At 58.1% G+C, this 25,956-nt stretch carries 23 protein-coding genes; 10 read left to right on the forward strand and 13 right to left on the reverse strand.

Annotated elements, in window-relative coordinates; translation table 11 throughout:
* The first annotated feature begins 112 nt into the window (after positions 1 to 112).
* On the forward strand, positions 113 to 1,039 hold the full coding sequence (locus tag ACJ8M3_RS17155) for a LysR family transcriptional regulator (RefSeq protein WP_089197441.1): 927 nt from the start codon (positions 113 to 115) through the stop codon (positions 1,037 to 1,039).
* Between the two features lie 42 nt (positions 1,040 to 1,081).
* Here ACJ8M3_RS17155 and ACJ8M3_RS17160 read toward each other — a convergent pair whose 3' ends face one another.
* Positions 1,082 to 1,567 carry a lysozyme gene (locus tag ACJ8M3_RS17160; RefSeq protein ID WP_089197442.1) on the reverse strand — a complete coding sequence of 162 codons (486 nt, stop codon included), beginning with the start codon at positions 1,565 to 1,567 and terminating at the stop codon, positions 1,082 to 1,084.
* 352 nt (positions 1,568 to 1,919) lie between these two features.
* On the opposite strand from ACJ8M3_RS17160, the gene ACJ8M3_RS17165 reads away from it, so the two are divergent.
* The 5 genes from ACJ8M3_RS17165 (at position 1,920) to ACJ8M3_RS17185 (ending at position 6,598) form a co-directional block, all read left to right on the forward strand.
* A complete protein-coding gene (locus ACJ8M3_RS17165) occupies positions 1,920 to 3,017 on the forward strand; it encodes a hypothetical protein (protein ID WP_089197443.1) in 1,098 nt (365 codons plus the stop codon).
* 28 nt (positions 3,018 to 3,045) lie between these two features.
* Positions 3,046 to 4,122: an HBL/NHE enterotoxin family protein gene (locus ACJ8M3_RS17170; RefSeq protein ID WP_089197444.1), complete on the forward strand. Its 1,077-nt coding sequence runs from the start codon at positions 3,046 to 3,048 to the stop codon at positions 4,120 to 4,122.
* 53 nt (positions 4,123 to 4,175) lie between these two features.
* Complete coding sequence (locus ACJ8M3_RS17175) at positions 4,176 to 4,979, forward strand: hypothetical protein (protein WP_089197445.1); 804 nt, start codon at positions 4,176 to 4,178, stop codon at positions 4,977 to 4,979.
* A gap of 183 nt (positions 4,980 to 5,162) precedes the next feature.
* The gene (locus tag ACJ8M3_RS17180) at positions 5,163 to 5,609 is read left to right on the forward strand and encodes a hypothetical protein (protein WP_145957739.1); all 447 of its coding nucleotides are present in this window, start codon (positions 5,163 to 5,165) and stop codon (positions 5,607 to 5,609) included.
* Positions 5,610 to 5,722: 113 nt separating this feature from the next.
* Positions 5,723 to 6,598 (forward strand): LysR family transcriptional regulator, encoded by an 876-nt coding sequence (locus ACJ8M3_RS17185; protein WP_089197446.1) that lies wholly within the window; start codon positions 5,723 to 5,725, stop codon positions 6,596 to 6,598.
* A 306-nt stretch (positions 6,599 to 6,904) separates the two neighbouring features.
* On the opposite strand, the gene ACJ8M3_RS17190 is transcribed toward ACJ8M3_RS17185, so the two are convergent.
* The 4 genes from ACJ8M3_RS17190 to parC all read right to left on the reverse strand — a co-directional run bounded on the left by ACJ8M3_RS17190 (position 6,905) and on the right by parC (position 13,239).
* A complete protein-coding gene (locus ACJ8M3_RS17190) occupies positions 6,905 to 8,200 on the reverse strand; it encodes an SGNH/GDSL hydrolase family protein (protein ID WP_197771584.1) in 1,296 nt (431 codons plus the stop codon).
* Between the two features lie 236 nt (positions 8,201 to 8,436).
* Positions 8,437 to 9,852 carry a cell division protein FtsP gene (gene ftsP / locus ACJ8M3_RS17195; protein ID WP_089197447.1) on the reverse strand — a complete coding sequence of 472 codons (1,416 nt, stop codon included), beginning with the start codon at positions 9,850 to 9,852 and terminating at the stop codon, positions 8,437 to 8,439.
* A 132-nt stretch (positions 9,853 to 9,984) separates the two neighbouring features.
* Complete coding sequence (locus ACJ8M3_RS17200; protein WP_004937266.1) at positions 9,985 to 10,719, reverse strand: 1-acylglycerol-3-phosphate O-acyltransferase; 735 nt, start codon at positions 10,717 to 10,719, stop codon at positions 9,985 to 9,987.
* A gap of 246 nt (positions 10,720 to 10,965) precedes the next feature.
* Entirely contained in the window at positions 10,966 to 13,239 is a 2,274-nt protein-coding gene (parC, locus tag ACJ8M3_RS17205; RefSeq protein WP_004937261.1) for a DNA topoisomerase IV subunit A, read from the reverse strand.
* Between the two features lie 325 nt (positions 13,240 to 13,564).
* On the opposite strand from parC, the gene ACJ8M3_RS17210 reads away from it, so the two are divergent.
* Together ACJ8M3_RS17210 and ACJ8M3_RS17215 are read left to right on the forward strand one after the other, a co-directional pair.
* Positions 13,565 to 14,146 (forward strand): NAD(P)H-dependent oxidoreductase, encoded by a 582-nt coding sequence (locus ACJ8M3_RS17210; RefSeq protein ID WP_089197448.1) that lies wholly within the window; start codon positions 13,565 to 13,567, stop codon positions 14,144 to 14,146.
* Between the two features lie 33 nt (positions 14,147 to 14,179).
* Positions 14,180 to 14,488, forward strand: a complete 309-nt coding sequence (locus tag ACJ8M3_RS17215) for a putative quinol monooxygenase (RefSeq protein WP_033644613.1) — start codon at positions 14,180 to 14,182, stop codon at positions 14,486 to 14,488.
* 8 nt (positions 14,489 to 14,496) lie between these two features.
* Here ACJ8M3_RS17215 and ACJ8M3_RS17220 read toward each other — a convergent pair whose 3' ends face one another.
* From ACJ8M3_RS17220 to nudF, 6 genes are all read right to left on the reverse strand, one after another.
* Positions 14,497 to 15,393, reverse strand: coding sequence for a LysR substrate-binding domain-containing protein (locus ACJ8M3_RS17220; protein ID WP_060660232.1), 897 nt, complete (start codon positions 15,391 to 15,393; stop codon positions 14,497 to 14,499).
* A gap of 82 nt (positions 15,394 to 15,475) precedes the next feature.
* The gene (parE, locus tag ACJ8M3_RS17225; RefSeq protein WP_025304305.1) at positions 15,476 to 17,371 is read right to left on the reverse strand and encodes a DNA topoisomerase IV subunit B; all 1,896 of its coding nucleotides are present in this window, start codon (positions 17,369 to 17,371) and stop codon (positions 15,476 to 15,478) included.
* Positions 17,372 to 17,417: 46 nt separating this feature from the next.
* Positions 17,418 to 18,002: an esterase YqiA gene (gene yqiA, locus ACJ8M3_RS17230; RefSeq protein WP_004937252.1), complete on the reverse strand. Its 585-nt coding sequence runs from the start codon at positions 18,000 to 18,002 to the stop codon at positions 17,418 to 17,420.
* Positions 18,002 to 18,829, reverse strand: coding sequence for a 3',5'-cyclic-AMP phosphodiesterase (gene cpdA / locus ACJ8M3_RS17235; RefSeq protein ID WP_004937250.1), 828 nt, complete (start codon positions 18,827 to 18,829; stop codon positions 18,002 to 18,004). Before cpdA ends, yqiA begins: the two co-directional genes overlap by 1 nt.
* A gap of 27 nt (positions 18,830 to 18,856) precedes the next feature.
* Positions 18,857 to 19,282 carry a DUF1249 family protein gene (locus ACJ8M3_RS17240; RefSeq protein ID WP_004937244.1) on the reverse strand — a complete coding sequence of 142 codons (426 nt, stop codon included), beginning with the start codon at positions 19,280 to 19,282 and terminating at the stop codon, positions 18,857 to 18,859.
* Positions 19,282 to 19,914 (reverse strand): ADP-ribose diphosphatase, encoded by a 633-nt coding sequence (gene nudF / locus ACJ8M3_RS17245; RefSeq protein ID WP_004937242.1) that lies wholly within the window; start codon positions 19,912 to 19,914, stop codon positions 19,282 to 19,284. The genes ACJ8M3_RS17240 and nudF overlap by 1 nt, the downstream gene beginning before the upstream one ends.
* A gap of 347 nt (positions 19,915 to 20,261) precedes the next feature.
* Between nudF and hasF the strand changes: the two genes are divergently transcribed.
* A complete protein-coding gene (hasF, locus tag ACJ8M3_RS17250; protein ID WP_033644608.1) occupies positions 20,262 to 21,779 on the forward strand; it encodes a multidrug efflux transporter outer membrane subunit HasF in 1,518 nt (505 codons plus the stop codon).
* Between the two features lie 150 nt (positions 21,780 to 21,929).
* Complete coding sequence (gene dhaR / locus ACJ8M3_RS17255) at positions 21,930 to 23,879, forward strand: dihydroxyacetone kinase operon transcriptional regulator DhaR (protein WP_089197449.1); 1,950 nt, start codon at positions 21,930 to 21,932, stop codon at positions 23,877 to 23,879.
* Here dhaR and dhaM read toward each other — a convergent pair.
* Both dhaM and dhaL read right to left on the reverse strand, forming a co-directional pair.
* A complete protein-coding gene (gene dhaM / locus ACJ8M3_RS17260; RefSeq protein WP_033644605.1) occupies positions 23,876 to 25,306 on the reverse strand; it encodes a dihydroxyacetone kinase phosphoryl donor subunit DhaM in 1,431 nt (476 codons plus the stop codon). The genes dhaR and dhaM overlap by 4 nt on opposite strands.
* An 11-nt stretch (positions 25,307 to 25,317) precedes the next feature.
* Complete coding sequence (dhaL, locus tag ACJ8M3_RS17265; RefSeq protein WP_033644604.1) at positions 25,318 to 25,950, reverse strand: dihydroxyacetone kinase subunit DhaL; 633 nt, start codon at positions 25,948 to 25,950, stop codon at positions 25,318 to 25,320.
* Between the last annotated feature and the right edge of the window lie 6 nt (positions 25,951 to 25,956).

Genomic DNA, 25,956 nt, shown 5'->3' on the forward strand with positions numbered 1-25,956 from the left:
CAATAAGCCCCATAGTAGAGAGCGAGGCGCGGCCGAGACCAATACATTCTTGGCGGCCGATTTATTCCATTTATCTATAAGTTGAGCTGCGTCACAGGAGGCGATACCCCGGATGAACCCGCCCCATGCCCTGCCCGATCCCGGTCGGATTAACTTCCGCCTACTGCACTATTTCCGCGTGGTGGCGGAAGAGATGAATTTCACTCAGGCGGCGCGGCGGTTGAATATGTCACAGCCGCCGCTCAGCAAGCACATCAAGGAACTGGAGAGCCAGCTCGGCGTGGTACTGTTCAAACGCACCACCCGCTCCATGACGCTGACGCCGGCTGGCCGCACGCTGCTGCGCAACGTCGAGCGGCTGCTGGATCAGGCCGACAGCGCGCTGCATCAGGTGCAACAAATGGGGCGCGGCGAAGGCGGCCACATGGTGGTCGGCATGGTCGGCACCTCGGCCTGGGGCGGGCTGATCGCGGCGCTGCGGCGATTCAGCGAGCAGAGCGTCGGCGCTACCTGGTCGTTGAATGAGCTGACGCCCAGCCAGCAAATCACCGCGCTGCAAAAGCGGCATATCGATATCGGGGTCTGGCGAGAGGCGCAGCAACAGACGCTGCCGGGGTTGACCTGCCAACGGTTGGCGCGCGAAAGCATCGCCGTGGTGCTGCCGCTCGATCATCCGCTGGCGCAGCAGGAGAATATCCCGCTGGCGGCGCTGCAAAACGACAGCTTCATCGTGCTGCCGCCGCATGAGGCCAGCCTGGGGCTGTATCTGCACAATCTGTGTCTGCAGCAGGGATTTTTGCCGGACGTCGCTTATCAGGTCAATGAACCGCAAACCCTGCTGGCGCTGGTGGCGGAAGGCTGCGGCATTACGCTGCTGCCGGACAGCTACGGCCGCATCCCGTGGCCCGGCGTGCGGTTTTGCTCGCTGCAGCAGGCGCCCCCGGCGGATCTGTATGCGGTATACCGTACCGACAGCGTCACGCCGGTGGTGCAGGCTTTTTTGGCCACGTTGACTCCCTCATCCTCTGCGGCGCGCTGAAAGCGCAGTACCGGCCCACGGCTGGCGCGCAAGACGGCTGAGCTAGGCAACCCGCCGCATTTGCGACAGGAACAGACGCTGCTCCTCTCTGCGCCGCCGCAACAGCCCAGGTAAACGTTGGCCACCGGCATACGCCCACAGAGGAAACTGTTCTGCCGCCTCCTGATATCGCCCGGCATTCAGTAGCCGCAACAACGTTGAAGGCGAACCGGACTTCAGATAACGCAGCCCGCTTTTCACCCCGGCCTTGCCGGGGCCGACATTGAATAGAAAAGAAACCAGAGCATCGAATTGCCCCTGATTCAGGGGCACCTCGATAATCTTGTGCAGCAGCGCTTCACACTCCATCACATCAGCCTGCAGCAATGTCAGCGCGGTTAGTTCGCTGATGGCTTGCCCCGCCCTGACCTCCCCGGTATGTCCGTAACCGATCGTCCAAATCCCCGCGCTGTCGCGATAGGATGAAAGCCGCAGCCCTTCATAGCTTTTAATTAATGATAGCCCGCGCTCTGACAGTATCTTCTGCATATCCCCCCCCTTTGCTCACATAATTAATCTTTTTCTTTGGGCATCGTCATGGGTGTTATCCCCTATCCCCGCAATACAATGTAAAGCCGTCGAGAAATCATATTAATCATCAAAAAGGACATGAATGAAAACCAAAACAGCATGTTTGGAGATCACACAAAAAACAAAAACCAGATAATTTCAGCACCCCATAAAAATCATTTTCCATTTTGAACAGCAAGGTGCTTGTTTTGACAATTCTCAATTATCGAGAGTTTGAGGTAGCTTTATTTCACCGAAAGGCCACCACACGGAGACAACGTTACATAAACGAGCAGCCAACATTTAAACCACCATTAAAAAAAGGGGTGTTATGAATAACCTAACTGACATTGATTTAAGCCCTCAAGCGTTAATGGCTATGCATATTTCTATTTCGTCATATGCATTGCTTAACCAAAGCTACAGTAATTTATTACTCAGCCAGCAATTACTGGCGTCGCAAAATATGGACCCTGGTTTGACCGTTAAAATTAAGGCTTACCAAAACCAGCTAAGGCAACAGGCGCAAATATTCAAGCAAAGCACGGTCGCGGAACTGATCGGGTTATACACCAAGGCGTCAAATTTCTCCGCCCTGGTCAACGCGGTTAATACGCTGTACTCCACTGAGGACCCGCAGGTTTCTCAAAAAGGCTCAGAAATGGTGTCTGCGCTTTCCGAGATCGCACAACGCTATCAGGCTGCGGCGCAAGCCGTCCATATCCAGTTGCAGACAACGAGTGAAATGCTGACTCCCGTCATGGCCAATTTCCGTGAAGTGATTAGTGCCATCGAGCAAGGGCTGAATGTCGAAGCGAAGCAACAGGCGCAAACCATCGCTGAACTCAATGAAGCGATCGCAAAAAATATCCAAAGCATCGCAGAGGCGGGGTTCAAAGCGGGTGAAGGCGTTGTGCAGCTTGGGCAATCCATCGTAGCGACAGTGCCGCTCGGCCCTGCGGACAAAAAAACCAAAGAAGCCGCGGCCGCGGCGTCGAAACCGCTGGGCGATCAGGCCAGCTACATGATCTCCGGCATTCAAGCGATCTCCTCAGGGGCATCCGGCGCACAGCAGGCCGTCAATGAGTTGAAGGCTAACTACGCCAAATTGGCTGTAGCATATCGAGCTTTGGCAACCGCCAATGCGTTGCTTTCCGTAGCCAAGTCCGTGCACGCCCAGGCTCAACTGTTTGTCGACACCTATGCCCTCACTACACAGCGCATGGCGTTACTACCGGATGAGTGGAATAAGGTGGCTGATGCCTATCTGACGGCTGCGCCCATCATTAATCAGGCCAACAGTGCTTTGGAAATTAAACAGGCAAAACAAATTATTTCTCTTAATGCGGAAAAGTGGCAGCTTTTTTCCAAATCCATTGATAACGCCAAAGCTAATTATGCAGGAAACAACATCCTGCCGGAAGTTTAATCGCTAAATACCTAATAAGGAAAATACCATGACGATCCCAACAATTTACATCAACGACGGCATGAACACCCAGTCTTCGCAGGCGCTTCATATTCAGACCTATTGCAACAGCGTGCGGCAGCAAATACCGGTTGATTTCGAACGCTTCCCTAACCTTCGGGAAATCCAGTGTCAGATCAATACTGGACTAGCAACGGCTAAACAACATGCCAATCACTATCTCAATGATATTCAGCCGTTAATTATTAGAAACGTTACAAATATTCAGGACTATTTCGAAACGCAAAACCTGATCTCCACCGTTATGCCGTCTGGCGCAACTAAAGAGCAATGGCTGAGCGCTTTGAGCATGGTCAGCGATAAAGCTAGAGAATATCAGGAAGTCTCGGCGAACACTCGCCGTACGATCGGATCGTTGAATGATAAGTTGATTATCGATTCAAACAATTATCAGCTGATTGTGGTCAACCTGAATAACGTGGTCAATGGCAATAATGGCGTTCTGGAACAGCTTAATCGGGATATCGACGGCATTAACGCCGCCATTGACGGCGCCATTGCCGGCATCGTCGTCGGCGGGCTGTTAATTATTGGGGGGGCAATCGTAACCGCCATCGGCGCCGTAGCTGGGCTGGTGACTGCAGGCACCTCAACGCCGGTCGTCATGGGGGGCATCGCCATGATGACCGCTGGCGCGGGCGGGGTGATCGGCGGCGCGATCGTGCTGGATAAATCATTGAGCGCACGTGAAAAACTCTACCGTGACCGCAGCCAACTCAACAGTGAAGTCTTGGTCGCCAGCCAGATCGGATCCGGCTACCAGGGGTTGCAGACTCAGGCGCAAAGCGCAGTGACTGCGGCAACGCAAATGAGCAATGCCTGGGACTCTCTCACCTCTGAGCTGGATATCCTCAACGCGAACTTGCGCAAAGGGATCATTGATGACAGCTTCCTGCGCCAACTGTTCCTGACCGCTTCGCAAACGTCAGTAACCAAAGTGTTGGATGGAACGAAAATCATCAAACAGCAGATGGCCGGCGTGGTGGTGCGAGAAGTGCCAGCAAACCAAACTATTGCCGATTTCGTTAAGCGCCTGGCGGCTTAACGGCTTATATCACAGGGGCAAGTCTACCTTGCCCCCTTTTAGGAGATCCCCTTATGAGCAGTGGAATGCTGACGCAAGTTATCGACAATTTGTCCCGCACCGGCGACGCGATTCAAACGTTCCCAGGTTTGCCGGCGAACGCCGTCTTACTTCAACGCAATATTCAAACCGCGGTCAACATGCTGTTGCCGGATCTTAAGCAGATGCAACGTGATGTGACCGCCTGGGGTGTAAAACTGGAAGCTCAGTTGGACGACAAGCTGGCGGCGTTGGAAACGCTGCCGGTAACAGAACTCAGTCGGTTCATTCGTCAAAGCAAAGAGGATATCGCCGGCGTCATGGCGCAGGTTTCCAGAGTGCAAAGCCGAACGCAGAGCACGGACGTCGCCGTAACTGAAAATAATCTCGCTTTGCAACGCATCATTATCGATTTGCAGGCCACCATCTCCGGACTGCAATCGAATTTGCAGGGCAGCCAACAGCAGCTCGATGAGTTGAATAAGAAGAAACTTTACTTTATTGCGCTAGGTATCCTCGGCATACCCGGCCTCATCGCCATGGCGGTGTTGCTTAGCCAGGCGCAAGACAAAGTTCGCAGCATCGAACGGCAAATCTCCGAGCAAAAATCGAGTATTCGACAGCAGCAGAGCTTTGCCACGCAAACCGCAGCGTTTTCACAAGACCTGCTAGAACTCAGCAACCAAATGTTGAAAATCGGCAATGCCATTGAGTTTGTGAGCAATGACATCAATAACGCGGAAAAGAATCTCTCTGGCGCCGAAGCGCAACAGCTTGCGAAACTGTTCCTTACCGCCGCCAAGATGAGTGTCGGAACGCTGTTGACGGACATTTCCTGAGCGAATGGACAGGCGGTACGGCTCCGCGCCGACAGCTTGCCGGTGTCTTCGTCGGCGAAACCGCACCGCCATGTCCTTTTATGCCTCGCTACGCCATCGGAACACTCATGCAGATGTCCTTTTTAATCATGAGTGCTGCTCCATTCAACCCTATACACCCTGAAGTCAGCATTCCAAAATGCTTTGGCCCGTTCAGTTTCACCTACACACACGGATAAGGAATATCATGGAAAAGAGAGCCTGCTCTTTCGCTTCTGCGATCTTACTCTACAAGGCGGTGAAGCCTGGCCGCGTTATTTCTCGGATAATGCGCGGCGCAGCAACAGCCCTGTTCGCTTGCTGGTGGTCTCCTCATCCATCCCAAACATCTCGCAGCCGGTTCCAGAACTGCAGATGCCAACCAGGGATGAAACCTCATTTTCACGATATTCCGTCGTCGAATATTTAACAGAAGCTAAACATCCGAACCGCAACCTAAGAACGCCAACACTTATTCTAGTAAAATACCCCGATAAAGGTATTGTCGGCGTATTTATTGTTATTATTGCGATATATTCTATCGCACTGCCTCTTCCTTTTTATAAAAAGGAGATCATCATCACGCATAGTGATATTTGCCATCAAGAATAAGGTGGCAAGAAGTGTAATTCATTGTAAATTAAACCAAACGAAATGAACACCCTCAGGACATCTCACTCTAAAAACAAACCATTATTGTACACTGCGTATTAAAAGGAACACATATGGAATTTATGTCAAAACGCGTGAATTATTTTATCGCCGTAGCGCAAGAGGGATCTATTACCAAAGCAGCCGACCGGTTGTGCATTACACCATCACCATTAAGCAAAAGAATTAAAGAAATGGAAGAGAATCTAAACATCACTCTTTTTGAACGAACTAACCAAGGTCTGTCCCTGACGAAAGAGGGGCAACATTTGTATAGTAATGTCATCGTCCATTATGAAGAGCTCAACCGGATCAAAGAAAGCCATAAAGAGAAGAACCATATTCAGATTGGCATTTACGGCCCGGTGCCTACTCACGTCAATACGGTGATTGATTACCTGCTCATGAAGAACCCCGCCATAACCATTAATTTGGTGCGTTTAATGCCGACCGATGGCATAAGCCGTAATGAGCTCAATCGGCTTGACTTGCTCTTCAGCATAGAACCTCTTGAGCTGTCTCCCTTCACCCAACATTTATGCGCCGAAGAGCAACTGTTGCTACTTCACCAGGTAAGACAGCCTTCTGAAAGCTACCGCGCATTGCCTTGGGTACAGAGTAACTATGTCTCCGAGACACAGATATTCAAGCATTATCATGCACAGCTGCAGCTGCAGGGCTTTTCCCGAGACGTGATGAATATCGATAACCTCCAGCTGCGGCTTAATTTGATCCGACAAGGCAAAGCCGTCGCCTTTATTCTCGAGTCGATGAGGTCCGTGATCAATTTCGACGAATATGAATGCAACAGCCTGTGCTTACCCAATACCCGTTTAACCCATCACATCTACAGTAATGTGTCACAGCTAAATGACAGCCAACAGCTGATAGCGCATATGGCGAAAAGGGGTGCGCAACAATGGAGTCACTCGGTATCAATGCCCGTATAACAAGTAGAGCATGACTGATTCAACTTGCTTTGGATTTTAAATTACTTTCAGGTACTTTTGCCTGCGCACAACACCAGTTTCATCACCATGACCATCGGGCCACCAACCCCCACTCATTTTACTTCACTTGAAATAGCAAACGATTAACTCCCCCCTGGGTGACTAACCTATGCCGGACGGCGACATCCTTGTGCTTCAAGGAAAGTAAAAAGGCCTGAACTCCGCTATGGACGGAATTCAGACCGGCAACTTTCACTTAAGGTTCTAATGATGCTTTACAGGCCTTTTTCGCGATAGCCGACGGTGCTAACGCCATACCTGTTGTTGTTTCAAATAGTTGAAAATATGCTCCGCCAATAGCCGGTGAGTATGTGTCGTCGGGTGCAGAAGATCCCAAAACACGTAGTTATCCGCATCCGTGCAAGCAGCGCGCACTGGTATCGCATTGATATAATTCAGTGATGAAGGGGCCTGGATATCCAGACACGACGTTTTGACTTCGCTGACCTGATAACGCCCCGGATTATCCAGCATATCCGTAAACAGCGCCGCAAGATCAAACAACATCACAGGCTCTGAGGGATAACGGCGGTTGATATCATCCGCCACCTGTTTGATACGCCGATTATAATCATCAATCTGTCTTTTTATCTCTGCACCATCCTTGCGATGAGCAAATTCAGGCGCGCGCGTAATGTCTGGCAGATTAAGCACCAATATCTTTTTCGCACCGGCGCTGGCTAATCGCGTTAACGCCTTGCCTTGATTTTCAATCAGCCCATCCACTCCCTGGTTGTAAGTCACCAAATCATTGGCTCCGATCCAAACGGTAAACAGTGAATTTTCCGGCCGATAGTTTTTGGCCTCCTTCATATAAATAAGCCAGGAGTCTACCTGCTCAAGTATGCCGGGGATCACCCATTTTTGCTGATTGGAAGCCGCACCGCCCACGGCCCAGTTATAAACGGGCAATCCGCTTTGTTTCGCCAGGTATTCCACCCACGTTGGTCCATTGCTGAATCGCCCTAAGAACCAACTTTTCGGATTAGGGAAACGCCATAAAGAGGCATTAAAAACATTATTCGTGTCGCTTAAACTGTCGCCAAACACGATAATTTTGTTGATGGCCGCGCTCTGCGCCGGCGAGTCATTGCTCCAGACGGTGTAGTTGAAAGAGAGTTTATTGTTTGCCGCTGCAATCATCGCCAAAGGCTGACGAATGCCCGCTCGGCTCAAGGTATCGCCACACACTTGCTGCAACGCGGAGAGCGGCGTATCGCTGTAAAACATGTTTTTCCAGGATACCGCCAGCGATGACCACCAATGCCCTTCCAGACGGTAATATGACGTTGAGTTCTGCGCCCTTGCCCAGAGATAATCCGCCTGCGGAGCGGTGCTGGCGGGATTAATACGATAATAACAGCGCATATACGTGTAGGTGCTCTTGGCCTTGCCTAATAAGAATGGCGAGCCTTTCTCTATAATTTCCGGACCGTTAGGGGACAGGTAGTGATTGGCCCCACTGTCCGGCAGTGGCGATAAATCACCCTTGGCAAAAGCGGCCGTTGATAATAGAAACAGAGTGCAAAGTATTTTCTTCATAGATATTTTCTCGTTTACCGCACCGAATCGTGCGATGAAAATATGACATCGAGAAAATGACCTAAAAAGTTCCTTTTAAGACGCAGTCAAGGACTATTTGGCAGGATGTTATTTTAATAACCATGTCTATTAAAAAGGAAAAGCGAAAATATAAAAAAGGGAGCAAAAGCCAATCAATGGCGCGCGCAGAAAATTGATGCCCCTGCGATTGCAATCGCAGAGGCTCGGACGGTGAGTCACTGCGTCGGCTGCACCATCAGCTGGCCGGCGGTGCCGCGATCGGCCATCTCCAGCGTCTGGCTGTAATACAGGAACGGGAAGTGTTCGGAGGTGGATTGGTTGAAATACACCAGCAGCTCGACGTCGCCATCGACCCAGACGGTATCCTTCCAGCCGCGATCTTCCGCCATCGGCTGCGCGCCGTTGACGCGTTTAATCAGGAACTGCACGCCCTGAATATGGAACGACTGCGGCGTATCCGCATGAATGTTCCAGCGTTCCCAGGTGCCTTGCTGCGCCTGTACGTCGATGCGGTTCATGTCCCAAATTGCGCCGTTGATGCCGACGCCGCCGTCGCCCAGGCGGAAATCGCGGGTGCGGCTGGCGCTGCCGTCCAACAGCTGATCCGCCAGCAGGCGCATCGGCAGGTTGTCGGTCACCAGCGGCAGCAGGCCGGTCGGGCGCAGCGTCAGCACCTGGGTGGACACCAGAATGCTCGACGGCTCGAACAGGCCGCGCAGGCGATCCATGATGCCCGCCGCTTCACCGGCGGTGATGGTCACCTCGTCGCCCTTCGACATGTCGATCAGCACTTCCCGGCGCTCGCCCGGCGCCAGCGACAGCTGCTGCACCGCAACCGGCGCAGGCAGGAAGCCCTGATCGCTGGCGATCACGTTGAACGCCCGCCCGTCGCTGAGCTGCAGGGTATAACGCCGCGCGTTGGAGGCGTTGAGCAAACGCAAACGCACCCAGCCGCGCGACACGTCGACATACGGGTTTTGCACGCCGTTGACCAACAGCGTATCGCCGACGAAGCCGCCCTGCGACGGCGCATCGTATTGCGGCGTGCCGAAGTTATCGAAGCGTTTGTCCTGAATGATCAGCGGGAAATCGTCGACGCCGTAGTGGTTGGGCAGCGGCAGCGCTTTGCTGACGGCATCCTCCACCAGCCACAGCCCGGCCAGCCCGTTATACACGTGCGGCGCCATGCGGTTTGGCGTGTTGGCGTGGTACCAGCAGGTAGCCGCCGCCTGACGAATGGGCAGCACCGGCGACCAGTCAACGTTGGGCGACATCATGCGCGGCGCGCCGCCCATCAGCGTGCCCGGCACCTGCAGACCGCTGATGGTCATCGCCACCGGCTCCTGCAGGCGGTTGCTGTAGATCAGTTTGACGTCGTCGCCGCTGTAAACCCTCACCGTCGGCCCCAGGTACATGCCGTTGATGCCCCACACCGCCGCTTTGCGGTTATCCATAAACGCCCAGTGGGCGCGCTGCAAGGTCAGGAACAGCGGCTGACCGCGGCGAGACTCCAGCAGCGGGGGAATGGGTAATGGGGTCTGCGTTCCGCTCGCCTCAGCCCTCAGCGGCACGGCGCCCGCGCACAGCGCCAGGCCCGATGCCTGTAAAAACTGACGTCGACTGAGTGACATATTTTCTCCATGAAAAGCAATAACTAAACCGTGTGCAAAACCCAAACGCCCGCCAATCAAGATTAGCAGGCGCTCAGGCGTTAACGGCGCTGAACGCCAATTAAAAAACTCTTCTTTGAAGCCGGTAGACTCTTATTTTTTGGCGGCGTTGCGCTGGGCGACTTCGGCGTCCAATTCGGCGATTTTCGCCTCCATCAGCTCGCGGCAATGGGCCGCCAGCTCGCGCACGTTTTCTTTGCCGTATTTGCTGGTATCCACCGGCGCCAACATCTCGACGATCACATGACCGTTATTCCAGCGATTAAGATTTATATTACCGCTGGTGGTGGATACGCAGATAGGCACAATCGGCACGCCGGCGGCGATGGCCGCGTGGAACGCGCCGGTTTTAAACGGCATCAGCCCACGGCCGCGGCTGCGGGTCCCTTCCGGGAACATCCAGATCGAAATGTCTTTCTTCTTGAACTGCTCCGCCACTTGGGCGATGGTGCCGTGCGCCTTGGCGCGATTATCACGATCTATCAGCAGATTACCGGTCAGCCAATACAGCGGGCCGAAAAACGGGATCCACACCAGACTTTTTTTACCGACCGTCACGGTGCGCGGCTGCACGATATTAGAGGCCGTCACCATGTCGTAGTTATTTTGGTGGTTGGCGATATAGATGCAGTTGCCGTTGTTGGCCGCATCGGCCGGCACGCGGGTTTCAACCTTGATGCCGAACAGCGTCGACAGACGGCCGAAAAGATGGCCGAAGGTCGCCACATGGCGAGGATTACGCGGACTGAACAAGCAATAAACCGAACCGAAAATACACACCAGAATACAGAAAAGAGTGGCGAGAACGGCACGCAAAATCAATAACATAACAACCTCATTAGCACACTGCCAACGCAGTTTACTTCGCTGCGCAGATTCCTTTACTCATTATTTGCCGACCAGGCGGAAAGCACGCCTATGTCGCCTGCATTTCTCGCTATTTTCCCGCCAGGCGGCAGTACGCACAATAATTTTATGCGCAGAAATGTTAACTATTTGGAAAATAAACGCCAGCAAAAATAAATAAGGCGGCCACAGCATGCTGCGACCGCCCGTTAACGCTGGTGCCAACGCTTACTCTTCGCTGTCGCCACCCGACGCCCGCACCGGCGCATCCACTTCGACGCGATCGATGCGCTGCAGGCCGCGCGGCAGTTGGGTGCCCTTGCGGCCGCGTTCCGCACGGAACTTCTGCAGATCTTCCGGACGCAGCGTCAGCTTGCGTTTGCCGACGTGCAGCGTGACGGACGCCTGCGGCGGCAGCACGAACAGCCAGGCCAGCTTGTCTTCACCGGCGGCGGCCTGCGCCGCCGGAATGGAGACGATCTTGTTGCCCTTGCCCTTCGACAGCTGCGGCAGATCGGCGACCGGGAACATCAGCATGCGCCCGGCGGCGGTGATCGACAGCAGCATATCGTCTGCGCCGTGGATCTCCATCGGCGGCAGCGCTCTGGCGTTGTCCGGCAGCGTGATCATCACCTTGCCGGCGCGGTTGCGCGCCACCAGATCGTTAAAGGTGCAGACGAAACCGTAACCGGCGTCAGACGCCATCAGCAGCTTCTGATCGTCGGCCGCCATCAGCACCTGCTCGATGGTGGCGCCCGGCGGCGGCGTCAGCTTGCCGGTCAGCGGCTCGCCCTGCCCGCGCGCCGAAGGCAGCGTCATCGGATCGAGCGCATAGCTGCGCCCGGTAGAGTCGATAAACACCACCGGCTGATTGCTCTTGCCGCGCGCCGCGCCGCGGAAGCTGTCGCCAGCCTTGTAGCTCAACCCGGTCGGATCGATGTCATGGCCCTTGGCGCTGCGCACCCAGCCCATTTCCGACAGCACGATGGTCACCGGTTCGGACGGCACGAAGTCGTGCTCGCTCATCGCCTTGGCTTCCGCGCGCTCGGTCAGCGGCGAACGGCGATCGTCGCCGTAGGTCTGCGCATCGGCCTGGATCTCTTTCTTAATCAGCGTATTCAGCTTGCGTTCGGACGCCAGCAGCGCCTGCAGCTGATCGCGCTCTTTCGCCAGTTCGTCCTGCTCGCCGCGGATCTTGACCTCTTCCAGCTTGGCCAGGTGACGCAATTTCAGCTCGAGGATCGCTTCCGCCTGAGTATCGGAGATGCCGAAACGCTGCATCAGCACCGGCTTCGGCTCATCCTCGCTGCGGATGATGTGGATCACCTCGTCGATGTTGAGGAACGCCACCAGCAAACCTTCGAGGATATGCAGGCGCTTGAGCACCTTCTCGAGGCGGTAGTTCAGGCGGCGACGCACCGTATCGCGACGGTAGGCCAGCCATTCGGTGAGGATCTCCACCAGCCCTTTCACCTGCGGGCGGTTGTCCAGACCGATCATGTTCATGTTGATGCGGTAGCTGCGCTCCAGATCGGTGGTGGCGAACAGGTGATTCATCACCTGCTCCAGATCGATGCGGTTGGAACGTGGCACGATCACCAGACGCGTCGGGTTCTCGTGATCGGATTCGTCGCGCAGGTCTTCGACCATCGGCAGCTTCTTGGCGCGCATCTGGCTGGCTATCTGCTCCAGCACCTTGGCGCCGGAAACCTGATGCGGCAAGGCGGTGATCACCGCGCTGCCATCCTCTTTCTTCCACACGGCGCGCATGCGCACCGAGCCGCGGCCGCTCTGGTAAATTTTGCGAATTTCATCGCGCGGGGTGATGATCTCGGCTTCGGTCGGGAAGTCCGGCCCCTGTACGAACTCGAGCAGGTCATCGAGCGAGGCGCCCGGCTTGTCGAGCAGCGCCACCGCGGCGGCGGCGACTTCGCGCACGTTGTGCGGCGGAATGTCGGTCGCCATGCCGACCGCGATGCCGGTGGTGCCGTTCAGCAGGATGTTCGGCAGGCGCGCCGGCAGCATCTTCGGCTCTTGCAGCGTGCCGTCAAAGTTCGGGATCCAGTCGACCGTGCCCTGGCCCAGCTCGGCCAGCAAGACCTCGGCGTATTTGGACAGGCGCGATTCGGTATAACGCATCGCCGCGAACGACTTGGGATCGTCCGGCGCACCCCAGTTCCCCTGGCCGTCCACCAGCGGATAGCGATACGAGAACGGCTGCGCCATCAGCACCATGGCTTCATAACACGCGCTGTCGCCGTGCGGGTGATATTTACCCAACACGTCGCCCACGGTGCGGGCGGACTTCTTGAATTTGGCGCTGTTGGTCAGCCCCAGTTCAGACATGGCGTAGATGATGCGGCGTTGTACCGGCTTCAAACCGTCGCCAATGTACGGCAACGCCCGATCCATGATGACGTACATGGAATAGTTCAGATAGGCGTTTTCAGTGAATGTGTGCAGCGGTAAACGCTCTACACCGTCATGAGTCAGATCACTCATTACTCAATTATCCTCAGACCGTGGCTTGGCAATCCCTTGGACGACAAAAGGCATCGCTTGTCGATTCTGCCCGCGATAGTAACCCATCTGCAGGGTGGCTGTCACAGTTGGCGCAAGGATCGCCGGCGGCGGCCGGTTGCGCGATGCGGTTTATGCAAAATTTCGCTGCCTGGCGGCCCGTTTATTGACTGGCAGTCAACACTGTTGTGCGCTGGATCGCATTTTTACTTGCCCGCCTAACGATTACACTCGTCGCCAGCGAGCTGGTTTCCGCCTTTTCGGCGGGAAGCATGCCATATCTTAACTCTGACGGGAGCCGCGAAAGATGAGCAATATCCTGATTATCAACGCTAAAAAACAATTCGGCCATTCCAACGGCGAACTCAACCAAACCCTGAGCGACGTGGCGGAAAGCTTCCTGCGCGATCTGCAGCACGATGTGCAGGTCACCGTGGTCGACGACGGTTATGACATCGAAGCAGAGGTAAAGAAATACCTGTGGGCCGACGCGGTCATCTACCAGATGCCGGGCTGGTGGATGGGCGAACCCTGGATCCTGAAAAAATATATCGATGAAGTGTTCACCGCCGGTCACGGCAGCCTGTATTCCAGCGACGGCCGCACCCGTGCCGACGCCGGCAAAAAATATGGCTCAGGCGGCCTGATCAAGGGCAAAAAATACCTGCTGAGTCTGACCTGGAACGCCCCGCTGGAGGCCTTCACCGATCCCGATCAGTTCTTCCACGGCGTCGGCGTCGACGGCGTTTACCTGCACTTCCACAAGGCCAACCAGTTCCTGGGAATGGAAGCGCTGCCGACCTTTATCTGCAATGACGTGATAAAACAACCGGATATCGAAGCGGACATCGCACGTTATCGCGAGCATCTGGCGAAAATTTTTGCTTAACTGACGCAGAACATACTCATCAACGAGGTAAGCATGATCACCGTAATCGCAGAAATCAAAGTGAAACCCGGCCACCGCGCCACCGTACTGCAAGCCATTGAAAAGCTGGTGCCGCTGGTGCTGGCGGAAGAGGGTTGCGGCGAATACACGCCGATGGTCGACAGCAATACCCAGGCGCCGTGGCAGAAGCGGTCGCCGGATTCGGTGTTCATGCTGGAGAAATGGGAAAGCATGGCGCATCTGGAAAAACATCTGGCCATTGAGCACATGCTCAAACACCGCGACACCCTCAAAGACAGCGTGCTGGACACCGAGATCTACATCCTGGAAAACGCCCTGTAAGCTCCGCCTTATAACGTCTGCGCGTCGATGTGTGCGCTGACGTAGTCAAGAAAACAGGTAATGCGCGCCGCCAATTGCGTATTGCGGTAATACACCGCATTAATCGGCTGGCGCACGTCCAGCGTCTCCTGCTCCAGCAACGTCACCAACTTGCCCGCTTCCCGATCGCGTCGGGTCATAAAGTCTGCCAGCTGTACGATCCCCTCGCCCCGCAGCGCCAATTGCCGCAGCGTTTCACCGCTGGACGCCGAGATCGTCGGCGTGATGGTGAAATGCGGCGCCTGGCGATAGCGCAACGGCCACTGGTTCAGCGATTCCGGCTGGGTAAAACCGAGCAGACAATGCCGGTGCAACGCCTCCACGCTCTGCGGCGTGCCGTGCTTCTGCAGATAAGCCGGGCTGGCGAGGATGCGCAACCGGCTGGCGCCCAGCGCGCGCGCATGAATGGTCGAATCGCGCAACGCGCCGATGCGAATGGCGATATCCGTGCGTTTTTCCAGCAGATCGATAATCAGATTGTCGGTGTTCAGCTCGAGCGAAATTTGCGGATAACGTTCCCTGAACCCCGCCACCAGCGGCACGATGACGTGCTCCATAAAAGGCGCAGCCGCATTGATCCGCAGTCGCCCGGCCGGCATCTGCCGGCGCACCGCCATTTGTTCTTCGGCATTTTCCACCGAGTTGATGATCGTACGCGCATGGCTCAGGAAGCTTTGCCCCTCTTCGGTCAGCTCCAGGCGACGCGTAGTGCGGCGCATCAGGGTGGTATCGAGCTTATTCTCCAGGCGGCTGAGCGCGCGGCTGATGCCGGAAGTCGTCTGGCCGAGCCGATCGGCGGCGGCGGTGATGGAACCGCTGTCGACCACCGAAGTGAACGCCAGCAATTCTTCGAGCGTGATCTTCATGCATTCCGGCCCAGGTTATCGGGCGCCGCATGAACGCCCTGCGGGAAAGCCGGCCCGGCGTTTCACCGGGCCAGGGTCAGGCTCAGACCGCCAATTCGGCCATGTCGCCCTTGTCTTGCAGCCAGTTGCGGCGATCTTCCGAACGCTTCTTGGCCAACAGCATGTCCATCACCGCCAGCGTCTGATCGACATCATCTTCCGCGACCGTCAATTGCACCAGACGGCGGGTGTTCGGATCGAGGGTGGTTTCGCGCAGCTGCAGCGGGTTCATCTCGCCCAGCCCTTTAAAGCGCTGGACGTTCGGCTTGCCTTTCTTGCGCTTCAGCTGTTCCAGCACGCCGGCTTTCTCTTCTTCATCCAGCGCGTAGAACACCTCTTTACCGAGATCGATGCGGTACAGCGGCGGCATGGCCACATAAACGTGCCCGCCTTTCACCAGCGAACGGAAGTGGCGCACGAACAGCGCGCACAGCAGCGTAGCGATGTGCAGGCCGTCGGAGTCCGCATCCGCCAGAATGCAGATTTTGCCGTAGCGCAACTGGCTGAGATCTTCGCTGTCCGGATCGATGCCGATCGCCACGGAAATGTCATGCACTTCCTGCGAGGCCAGCACTTCGTCCGAGGAGACTTCCCAGGTATTCAGGATCTTGCCCTTCAGCGGCATGATCGCCTGATATTCGCGATCGCGCGCCTGCTTGGCCGATCCGCCCGCGGAGTCCCCTTCCACCAGGAACAGTTCGGTCATGGCCAGATCCTGCGAGGTGCAGTCCGCCAGCTTGCCCGGCAGCGCCGGCCCGCTGGTCAGCTTCTTGCGCACCACTTTCTTGGCGGCGCGCAGACGGCGTTGGGCGCTGGAAATCGCCAGCTCGGCCAGCTGTTCCGCCGCCTGAACGTTCTGGTTCAGCCACAGGCTGAAGGCGTCTTTCACCACGCCGGAAACGAAGGCCGCGCACTGACGCGAGGAGAGACGCTCTTTGGTCTGCCCGGCGAACTGCGGATCCTGCATCTTCACCGACAGCACGTAAGCGCAGCGATCCCAGATATCCTCCGCCGACAGCTTCACGCCGCGCGGCAGGATGTTGCGGAATTCGCAGAACTCGCGCATCGCGTCCAGCAGCCCCTGACGCAGACCGTTGACGTGGGTGCCGCCCTGCATGGTCGGGATCAGGTTGACGTAGCTTTCGGTCAGCAGCTCGCCGCCTTCCGGCAGCCACAGCAGCGCCCAGTCCACCGCTTCGGTATCACCGGCGAAATTGCCGACGAACGGCGCTTCCGGCAGGGTGATCAGGCCGTTAACCGCTTCCATCAGGTAGTCGGTCAGGCCGTCCTGGTAGCACCAGCGCTGCTCGGTGTTGTTCACCTTGTCGATGAAATAGATCTCAACGCCGGGGCACAGCACCGCTTTGGCTTTCAGCAGGTGAGTGAGGCGCGATACCGAGAAACGCGGGCTGTCGAAGAACTGTTCGTCCGGCCAGAAGTGCACGCTGGTGCCGGTGTTGCGTTTGCCGCAGGTGCCGGTCACCGTCAGATCTTGCACTTTGTCGCCGTTTTCGAAGGCGATGCCGTAGACGTTGCCGTCGCGGCGCACGTTGACTTCCACCCGCTTCGACAGGGCGTTGACCACCGAGATCCCCACGCCGTGCAGGCCGCCGGAGAACTGGTAGTTTTTATTCGAGAATTTACCGCCGGCGTGCAGTCGGCACAGGATCAACTCAACCGCCGGCACGCCCTCTTCCGGGTGGATGTCCACCGGCATGCCGCGGCCGTCGTCGATCACTTCCAGCGACTGATCGGCGTGCAGGATCACGTCGATACGCTTGGCGTGTCCGGCCAACGCTTCGTCGACGCTGTTATCGATCACCTCTTGGCCGAGGTGGTTTGGGCGCGTCGTGTCGGTATACATGCCGGGACGACGGCGCACTGGTTCTAGACCGCTGAGTACTTCAATGGCATCAGCGTTATAGCTGGATTGAGTCATCGTTGATTATTTTTTCGTGGTTAAAGGGAGGTGCCGGAACGGTCCGTCAGACCGCGTTTAGCCCTAAAAAATCCACAATCTGGGGGAAGTAGTGCTCGAAACCGACGAAGGCGTGGTTTCCACCCGACTCCACCGTTTGCCGACACGCGGTGTAATACGCCACTGCCTGGCCGTAATCGAGAATTTCATCGCCCGTTTGCTGCAGCAGCCAGATTAAATCCGGCGACTCCAAAGGATCGATCTGCATCACTTTCAGATCGTAAACGTGACGAGACTCTAACACATATTGCTGGCCGGTGTAGGGGTTCTCGTTGGCGCCGAGATAGTCGACCAGCAGCTCAAACGGCTTGACCGCCGGGTTGACCACCACCGCCGGCAGCGAAAAACACTGCGACAGCCAGGTGGCGTAATAGCCGCCCAGCGAGGACCCCACCAATCCGAGCGTTTGTCCGGCGCGTTCCAGCACCAGATTTTCCAGCATCTCGGCGGCCTCCGCCGGAAAGGCCGGCAACTGCGGCACCAGCATCTCGATAGCGGGATGGTGTTCGGCCAGCCAGGCCTTGAAGGCCACCGCCTTGGCCGACTGCGGCGAGCTGTTGAAACCGTGCAGGTAGAGCAGTGTCGAAGGCATCAGTATCCATCCGAGTCCATATCGGGGCGGAAATCGTCGTTTTCCAGGCGGAACACCTGCGTCTCGACGCGGCCGTCCGGCAGCAGATCGAGGTAACGCCAGCCGGGGGAGACGTCGTCGATGGTAAAGTTAGTGCAGTGCGGCTTGAATTGCACGCAGGTGGACGGCGTCGCCAACAGACGCCGGCCCTGCCATTCCAGATCCAGATCCTGGTGAATATGACCGCACACCACGGTATTCACCTTCGGGTAGCGCAACAGAATCGCGCCTAGCATATGCGGGTTGCGCAGGCTGTGCTGATCGAGCCAGGTGCAGCCGGAAGGCAGCGGATGGTGGTGCAGCAGCAACAGCGTGTAACGCTCGGGGTGCGCCTGCAGGCAGCGCTCCATCCACTCGAGCTGGTATTCGCTCAGCTCGCCGTGCGGTACGCCGAACACCTGACTGTCCAACATCAGCACCTGCCAGTTATCGCCCAGCAGCACCTGCTTGGAAGGGGCGATGCCGGCGGCGGCCAACGCGTCGACCATCGCCGGTTGGAAATCGTGGTTGCCCGGCAGCCACACGCACGGGGCCGGCAGTTGCGCGATGCCGGCGGCGAAGTGGCGGTACGCCTCCTGCGAATGATCCTGCGCCAAATCTCCCGTGGCGACGATCAAATCGACATCGCGGCGCTGCGCCTGAATGGCGTCCAGCACCGCGTGATAGCTGCGATAGGTATTGATGCCGAGCAACGTCTCGTGTTCGCCGGCAAAAAGGTGGGTATCTGTTATTTGTAGAATCCTGACCGCGGCCCCACTCGCCACGGGCAGTTTAAACAGGCTTTCCAAATGGTGTCCTTTGTTATTTCAGTCTGTCTAACAAACCGGAACCGCCATCGCTCCATGCGCCAAACAGTAGCGCAGCCAATCAGCAAGAAACTGGTTAATTTGATGCTTTTCGTCGCGTTGATGCAACTTTTTATTAGGATAATCATAACGCGCTTTAAAGCGGTAGATCTGCTGACTGGAACACACTTCCGCAACCATGGCGTCATGGTATAACCGCACCGTCATCGCGGGCAGGCTCCAGTAGCTGACCGCCGGAAAGATCTGCTCGATCTCCACCAGCGACGTGTAACGCGTGGACTCAACGATGGTCAAACGATAGCCGGCGCCGTTCACCTGATAAGTCACCGTTTCGCCCGCTTCGTCGTTGCGCGGCAGCAAGCGGCGCAATTGCGCGAAGTTGGTTTCGCACAATCTCATCATTTCGGGGAAATCAGGGGTATAGCGCTGTTTCATTAGTTGGCCCACTCTTTTCTCAACGATTCATGGTGCAACGCCAGCCATTGCAATGCAATCACTGATGCGGCGTTATCGATCGCGCCCTCTTCCACCCAGCGATAAGCCTGCTCGCGGCTGACCACATGGACGCGAATATCTTCATGCTCTTCCGCCAGGCCGTGGATGCCTTCAGCGGTGCCGGCGTCCACCTCGCCGACCATGATCGACAAGCGTTCGCTGGTGCCGCCGGGGCTGGCCAGATAGCTCAGCACCGGCTTGCAGCGCCCGACCACCACGCCGGCTTCTTCCTGCGCTTCGCGGCGGCACACGTCTTCGACGCTTTCGCCGGTTTCGATCATACCCGCCACCATTTCCAGCAGCCAGGGCGAATTACTGGTATCGACCGCGGCGATGCGCAGTTGTTCAATCAGCACCACTTCATCGCGCACCGGGTCGTAGGGCAGCAGCACCGCCGCATGGCCGCGCTCGAAAATTTCACGCGTGATTTCAGGACTCATTTCGCCATTGAACAAGCGATGGCGAAACCGGTATAAATTGAGTGAAAAAAAACCACGGTACAGCGTCTCGCGTGCAATAATTTCTACATCTTTTTTATCGAAGGTGACGGGTGACGGCTGCGAACGGTTCATGCGCGAATTCTCCTGCGTGAGTATGCCGATAAAATAAACGGTTTTGATGACAGAAACAGCGGGTCTCACCGCCGCCGCTTTATGTTAGGCTGTTTTTCGCCGCCGGACGCGGCGCGTTTGTGCGCTCGCAGGTAATAGCGGGAAACAATCCTGATTGTCAGCCATAATATCAGCTGCAGTCGGCCCGGGCAGTACGCCAAGGTAAATGGGCGGTCTGAAAGGTAAAAGTTACGTGAGATGGCACATTCAGCCACCTGATGCGTACCGCAGACTCTGCTAGAATCGGCAACTATTTCGTCTATCGTCAGCGCTAACATAGCAATATTGCTGCACAACAAGGAATGCAAATGAAGAAACTGCTCCCCCTTCTTATCGGACTAAGCCTGGGCGGCTTCAGTGCAATGAGCCAGGCAGAGAACCTGCTGCAGGTCTACAAACAGGCCAGGGAAAGTAACCCGGATCTGCGCAAAAGTGCTGCTGACCGCGACGCCGCATTCGAAAAGATCAATGAAGCGCGCAGCCCGCTGCTGCCGCAGCTCGGTTTAACCGCAGGTTACGATTACACCAACGGTTATCGTGACAGCAATGGCGTTAACAGCAACGTCACCAGTGGTTCGCTGGCATTGACACAAACCCTCTTCGACATGTCGAAATGGCGCCAGCTGACGCTGCAGGAAAAGAGCGCCGGCATCTCCGACGTCACCTTCCAGACCGCAGAGCAGTCGCTGATTCTCAACACCGCCACCGCCTACTTCAACGTGCTGAAGGCGATCGACACGCTGTCGTACACCCAGGCGCAGAAAGACGCGGTGTACCGCACGCTGGATCAAACCACTCAGCGCTTCAACGTGGGCCTGGTGGCGATCACCGACGTGCAGAACGCCCGCTCGAACTATGACACCGTGCTGGCGGCCGAAGTCTCCGCCCGCAACGATCTGGATAACGCGCTGGAAACGCTGCGCCAGGTGACCGGCAGCTTCTACCCGGAGCTGGCCTCGCTGAACACCGATCGCTTCAGCACCCAGCGCCCGGAAGCGGTGAACAACCTGCTGAAAGAAGCGGAAGCGCGCAACCTGAGCCTGCTGTCCGCCCGCCTGAGCCAAGATCTGGCGCGCGAACAGATCCGCGCCGCACAGACCGGCTATATGCCGACGATTGACGTCAGCGCGTCAACCGGCATCAGCAATACCAAATACAACGGCTCAAACACCGGCGGCGCGAATGCCGCACGCTACAGCGACTCCGATGCGGGCCAAAATAAAGTGGGCATCAGCTTCAACCTGCCGCTGTACAGCGGCGGCGCGACCAACTCGCAGGTTAAACAAGCGCAGTACGGCTTCGTCGGCGCCAGCGAACAGCTGGAAAGCGCTCACCGCAGCGTGGTGCAGACCGTGCGTTCATCGTTCAACAACGTTAACGCTTCGATCAGCAGCATCAACGCCTACAAACAGGCGGTGATCTCCGCACAGAGCTCCCTGGACGCGATGGAAGCCGGTTATCAGGTCGGTACCCGCACCATCGTCGATGTGCTGGACGCCACCACCACGCTGTATAACGCCAAACGTCAGCTGTCCGATGCGCGTTATACCTATTTGATCAACCAGCTGAACATCAAGTCGGCGCTCGGCACGCTGAACCAGAACGATCTGCTGCTGCTGAACGGCGCGTTGGGCAAGCCGGTATCGACCGCGCCTGACGCCGTCGCACCGCAAAACCGCGCGCAGGACGCCTATGCGGACGGTTATCAGGACAATGCGCCGATGCAACAGACTGCGGCACCGGCACCGGCGGCCACTCGCGCATCCGCGCCGGCCGTTACCACCAGCCAACCGGCTCGCCACAGCGGCAACCCATTCCGCAACTGATGTCCGCACGCTGATAAACACGGGGTCCGGCCTGCGCCGCGCCCCGTTTTTTTTGTCCCGATTTTCCCCGCTTCTGCCCGCCGCCTCACAGCCGCCGCTGCGCCAGGTGATATCATCGTCACTCTCGTTTTCGCAGTTGGATGAGGTTCGATGGACAACGATTCACGTTGGCAGCAACTGATTAACGACGGCGAACTGCCGCCGCCGCTGCGCCCGACGCCGGCGGTGTACGCCTCCTGGCTGCGTTGCCGCAGCCTGATGCAGCCCGATGTCTGGCAAGCGCCGCACCGTGCGCAGGGCGCCACCTTCGAATCGATTTGCCGCCGCAAGAACGATCTGCTGACGCTCGGCCAGGCGGCGCTGGAAGACGCCTGTGAATACATGGAGCCGCGGCGTTGCCTGCTGATGATCCTCGACGAGAGCGGCTGCATGCTGTGGCGCTGCGGCGACGCCCAAACCTGGGAACATCTGCAGCAACTGGGGTTCGCCCCCGGCGCTTACTGGGCCGAAGGGCTGATAGGTACCAATGCCCCGGCGCTGGCGGCGGCGGAAGGCCACCCGGTGCGGGTGAGCGGTGAAGAACACGTGCGCCGAGCGCTGCACGGCTGGTCGTTCTGCGCCACGCCGGTCTACGACAACAGCGGCCGCCAGCGCGGCTCGATCGCGCTGGGCTGCCTGCTGGCCGACTGCGCCGCCGGCGATCTGTCGCTGACGCTGGCCATCGCCCGCGAAATCGGCAACTCGCTGAACGCCGACGGCCTGCTGGCGGAATCCAACCGCCATCTGAATCAGCTTTACGGCCTGCTGGACGGCGTGGACGACGGCGTCATGGCCTGGGATCACCGCGGCTACCTGCAATACATCAACCAGCGCGCCGCCGGCCTGCTGAAGCTGGACGAACAGCAGAGCCAGGGCAAACCGTTGGCGCAGCTGTTGACGCTGCCCGCGCTGCTCAAACGCGCCATCGCCGATCGCCAACCGCTGCAACACGTCGAAGTCACCTTCGAAAGCCAGCGGCAGTTTATCGCCGCCTTGCTGACGCTCAAGCCGATTTTCGACGGCGATCGCTGCAGTTTCATCGCCCTGCTGCACCCGCTCGAACGGCTGCGCCAGTATGTCAGCAGCCAGCTGGGGCGCGTCAGCCACAGCTTCGAACAGATGCCTTCCGCCTCGCTGGAAATGCGGCGACTGATCCGTTACGGGCAGCAGGCGGCCAAAGGCCAGCATCCGATCCTGTTGCGCGGAGAAGAAGGCGTTGGCAAAGAGCTGCTCAGCCAGGCTATCCACAACGCCGGCGAACGCGCCGCCGGGCCGTATATCGCCCTCAACTGCCAACTGCTGCCGCAGGCGCAGGGGCTGCGTGAGCTGCTGGGCAGCGACGCCAGCGAAGAAGAGGCGGGCCAGCTCAGTAAATTCGAATTGGCTAACGGCGGCACGCTGTACCTGGAACAGATCGAATACCTGCCGGCGGAGATGCAGTCGGCGCTGCTGCAGGTGCTGAAAACCGGCGTGGTGATCCGCCTCAATTCCAGCCGGGTGATCCCGGTCGATGTGCGGGTGATCGCCGGCAGCGCCGCCGACCTGCCGCTGCTGGTGCAGCAAAACCGCTTCCGCCGCCAGCTGTTTTACAGCCTGCAGGCGTTCGAGATCCAAATCCCGCCGCTGCGTCAGCGGCTGAGCGATATTCCGCTGCTGGTCAAACATCATCTGCGCACGCTGGAGCAACATTTTCAGTGTCGCTTCCAGGTGGATGACGAGGTGATGGCTCAGCTGGCGCTCTATCTGTGGCCGGGCAACGATTTGGAACTGAAAGGGGTGGTGGAGCGCGCGGCAATGATTTGCCACGGCCACCACATCCAGCTGGCGGACCTGCCGGCGCACCTGCTCGGCCAACCGTCGCTGCTGGAAAGCGATCCGCAGCCCGGCGCACCGCTGTTGACGCTGACGGACATGGAGCGCCAGGCGATCCTGCGGGCGGCGACCGTCAGCCGCGGCCAACTGACGGAAATGGCGCAGTTGCTGGGCATCGGCCGCACCACGCTGTGGCGGAAGATCAAACAGCACGGGATCGACATCCGCCAGTTCAAGCTGCGCGCCTAGTGGCTGAGCTGCAACACCCCGCGCGCGGCGTCCAGCATCGCCTTCTGGCCGCTGCGGGTTTTGCTCAGGCAATCCTGCATGCCGACCACCATCGGAATGCCCATCGCCTTCGCCAGAATGGCGCTGTGCGAGAGGGCATTGCCGCCGCTCAGGCAGATGCCGAGCACTAGTCGGCGATCCAGCATCACTACCTCTGAGGGCATCAGCTCATCCATCACCAGTATTGACGGCTCTGCGAGCGCAATGGTCGGCAGCGGCTGCCCCTGCAGGTGGCACAGCGTGCGGCGCAGCATGTCGCGCACGTCCAGTTCGCGCGCCCGCATGTAGTCGTCATCCAACTCGCGGTACTCTTCGGCGATCGCCTCCAGCACCTGCCGCCAAGCCTGCTCGGCGCTGCACAACTGCTGCGCAATGCGGGTGTAAGCCGCCTGCTGCAGATCCGGATCGTCCAGCAGCATGCTGTGGGCGCCGAAGATAGCCGCCTGCGGCTTGCCGATCAGCGTGCCGGTGCGCTCCGCCAGCCGGTTGAGATCGCTCAACGTGTGCTGCAGCGCCTCCCGCAGGCGTTGCTGTTCGCCCAACACCTCGTCCGCGCCGATCCGGCGCTCGGCGGCTGACGGCCAGACACTGCGGGCCTGGAACACCGGCCCGCTGGTGACGCTTTCCGCCACCGGAATGCCGTGCAGCGAAGGCTGCTGCCGCTCGGAGACCGTCTCGCCGAAATGCTGCTCCGCCAGCGTTTTGAACGCCGCCAGCGCCTCGTCCGCCTGCGCGCCGTCGGCGATCAAACGGATGGTGTCGCCGTGGCGCACCTGCAGCAGCGCCAGCTGATTGAGGCTGCGCGGATCGACGCACTGCCCCTGTTTTTCCAGCACCAGCTCAGCCTTGAACGGCGCCAGCGCTTCGACCAGCCGCGCCGCCGGGCGCGCGTGCAGTCCGTGCGGGTTCTGCACCGTCCAGGTTGCGCTTTTGCCCTGCGCCAGCGGCAAGGCCGCGCGCTTCGCGGCCGGTGAAGCCTCGCCCAATTGCGCCTGCTTGGCCTGCAGCGCCCCCTGCGCCTCCGCCACCACCTGCTCCAGCGAAGCGCCGGAGTTGGCGGCCACCACCGCCGCCAGCGTGCCTTCGATCAGCGGCGCGGCGCACAGCCGCACCTTGGCGGCCAACTCCGGATCCAGCAGATCGAGCGCGGTTTCGGCACTGAGCAGCGCGCTGCCCAGATCCATCAGCACCAGAATGCCATCGCCGTCGGCGACCGCTTCGATCGCCTCCATGACGTTGACCGCGTCGGTACCGATCGGGTGCTCTTCGTCATCCACGCCCGCCGCCAGCGCCAACTTGCAGCCGTCGCCGCGCATCATCTGCCGCGCCAGTTGCTCAACGCCGCGCGCCAGCAACGCGCTGTGCGACACCACCACGATATTAATCATCTCGCCTCCTGCTAACTGCCGGCGACCTCGGCCAGCGTTTTCATCATCAGCATCACCGAAGTGGCGCCGGGATCCTGGTGGCCGATGCTGCGCTCGCCCAGGTAACTGGCCCGCCCCTTGCGCGCCTGCATGGTGATGGTGCTCTCCACCGCCCGCTCGGCGCTGTCGGCGGCGCGCTGCAGCGCCTCCGCCACGCTCAGGTTCTGCTGCGCGGACTGGCCGAGGCTTTCCACCACCGGCCACCAGGCATCGCACATGGTCTTGTCGCCCGGCTCCGCCTTGCCGCGCATCACCACGCCTTCCACCCCTTCCTGCATCATTTGATGCAGCTCCGCCAGATCCAGGCTTTGCTTGGCGTTCGCCGCCTGCGCCGCGCGGATGAAGAAGGTGCCGAACAGCGGACCGCTGGCGCCGCCTACGCTCGACAGCAGCGTCATGCCGGTGTTTTTCAGGATAAAGCCGATATCCTTGTCCGCCACCGACGGCAGCTTTTCCACCACCTTATTGAAACCGCGATTCATGTTCAGGCCGTGGTCGGCATCGCCGATCTCGGTGTCCAGTTGGGTAAGAAAATCGCGCTCTCGGCTGAACACTTCGCCGCAACGCATCAGCCAATCGACGACCTGTGGTTTGGTCAACGCCATAATTCC

The sequence above is a fragment of the Serratia sp. CY55921 genome, from assembly GCF_052167655.1.
GTDB lineage: Bacteria > Pseudomonadota > Gammaproteobacteria > Enterobacterales > Enterobacteriaceae > Serratia > Serratia ureilytica.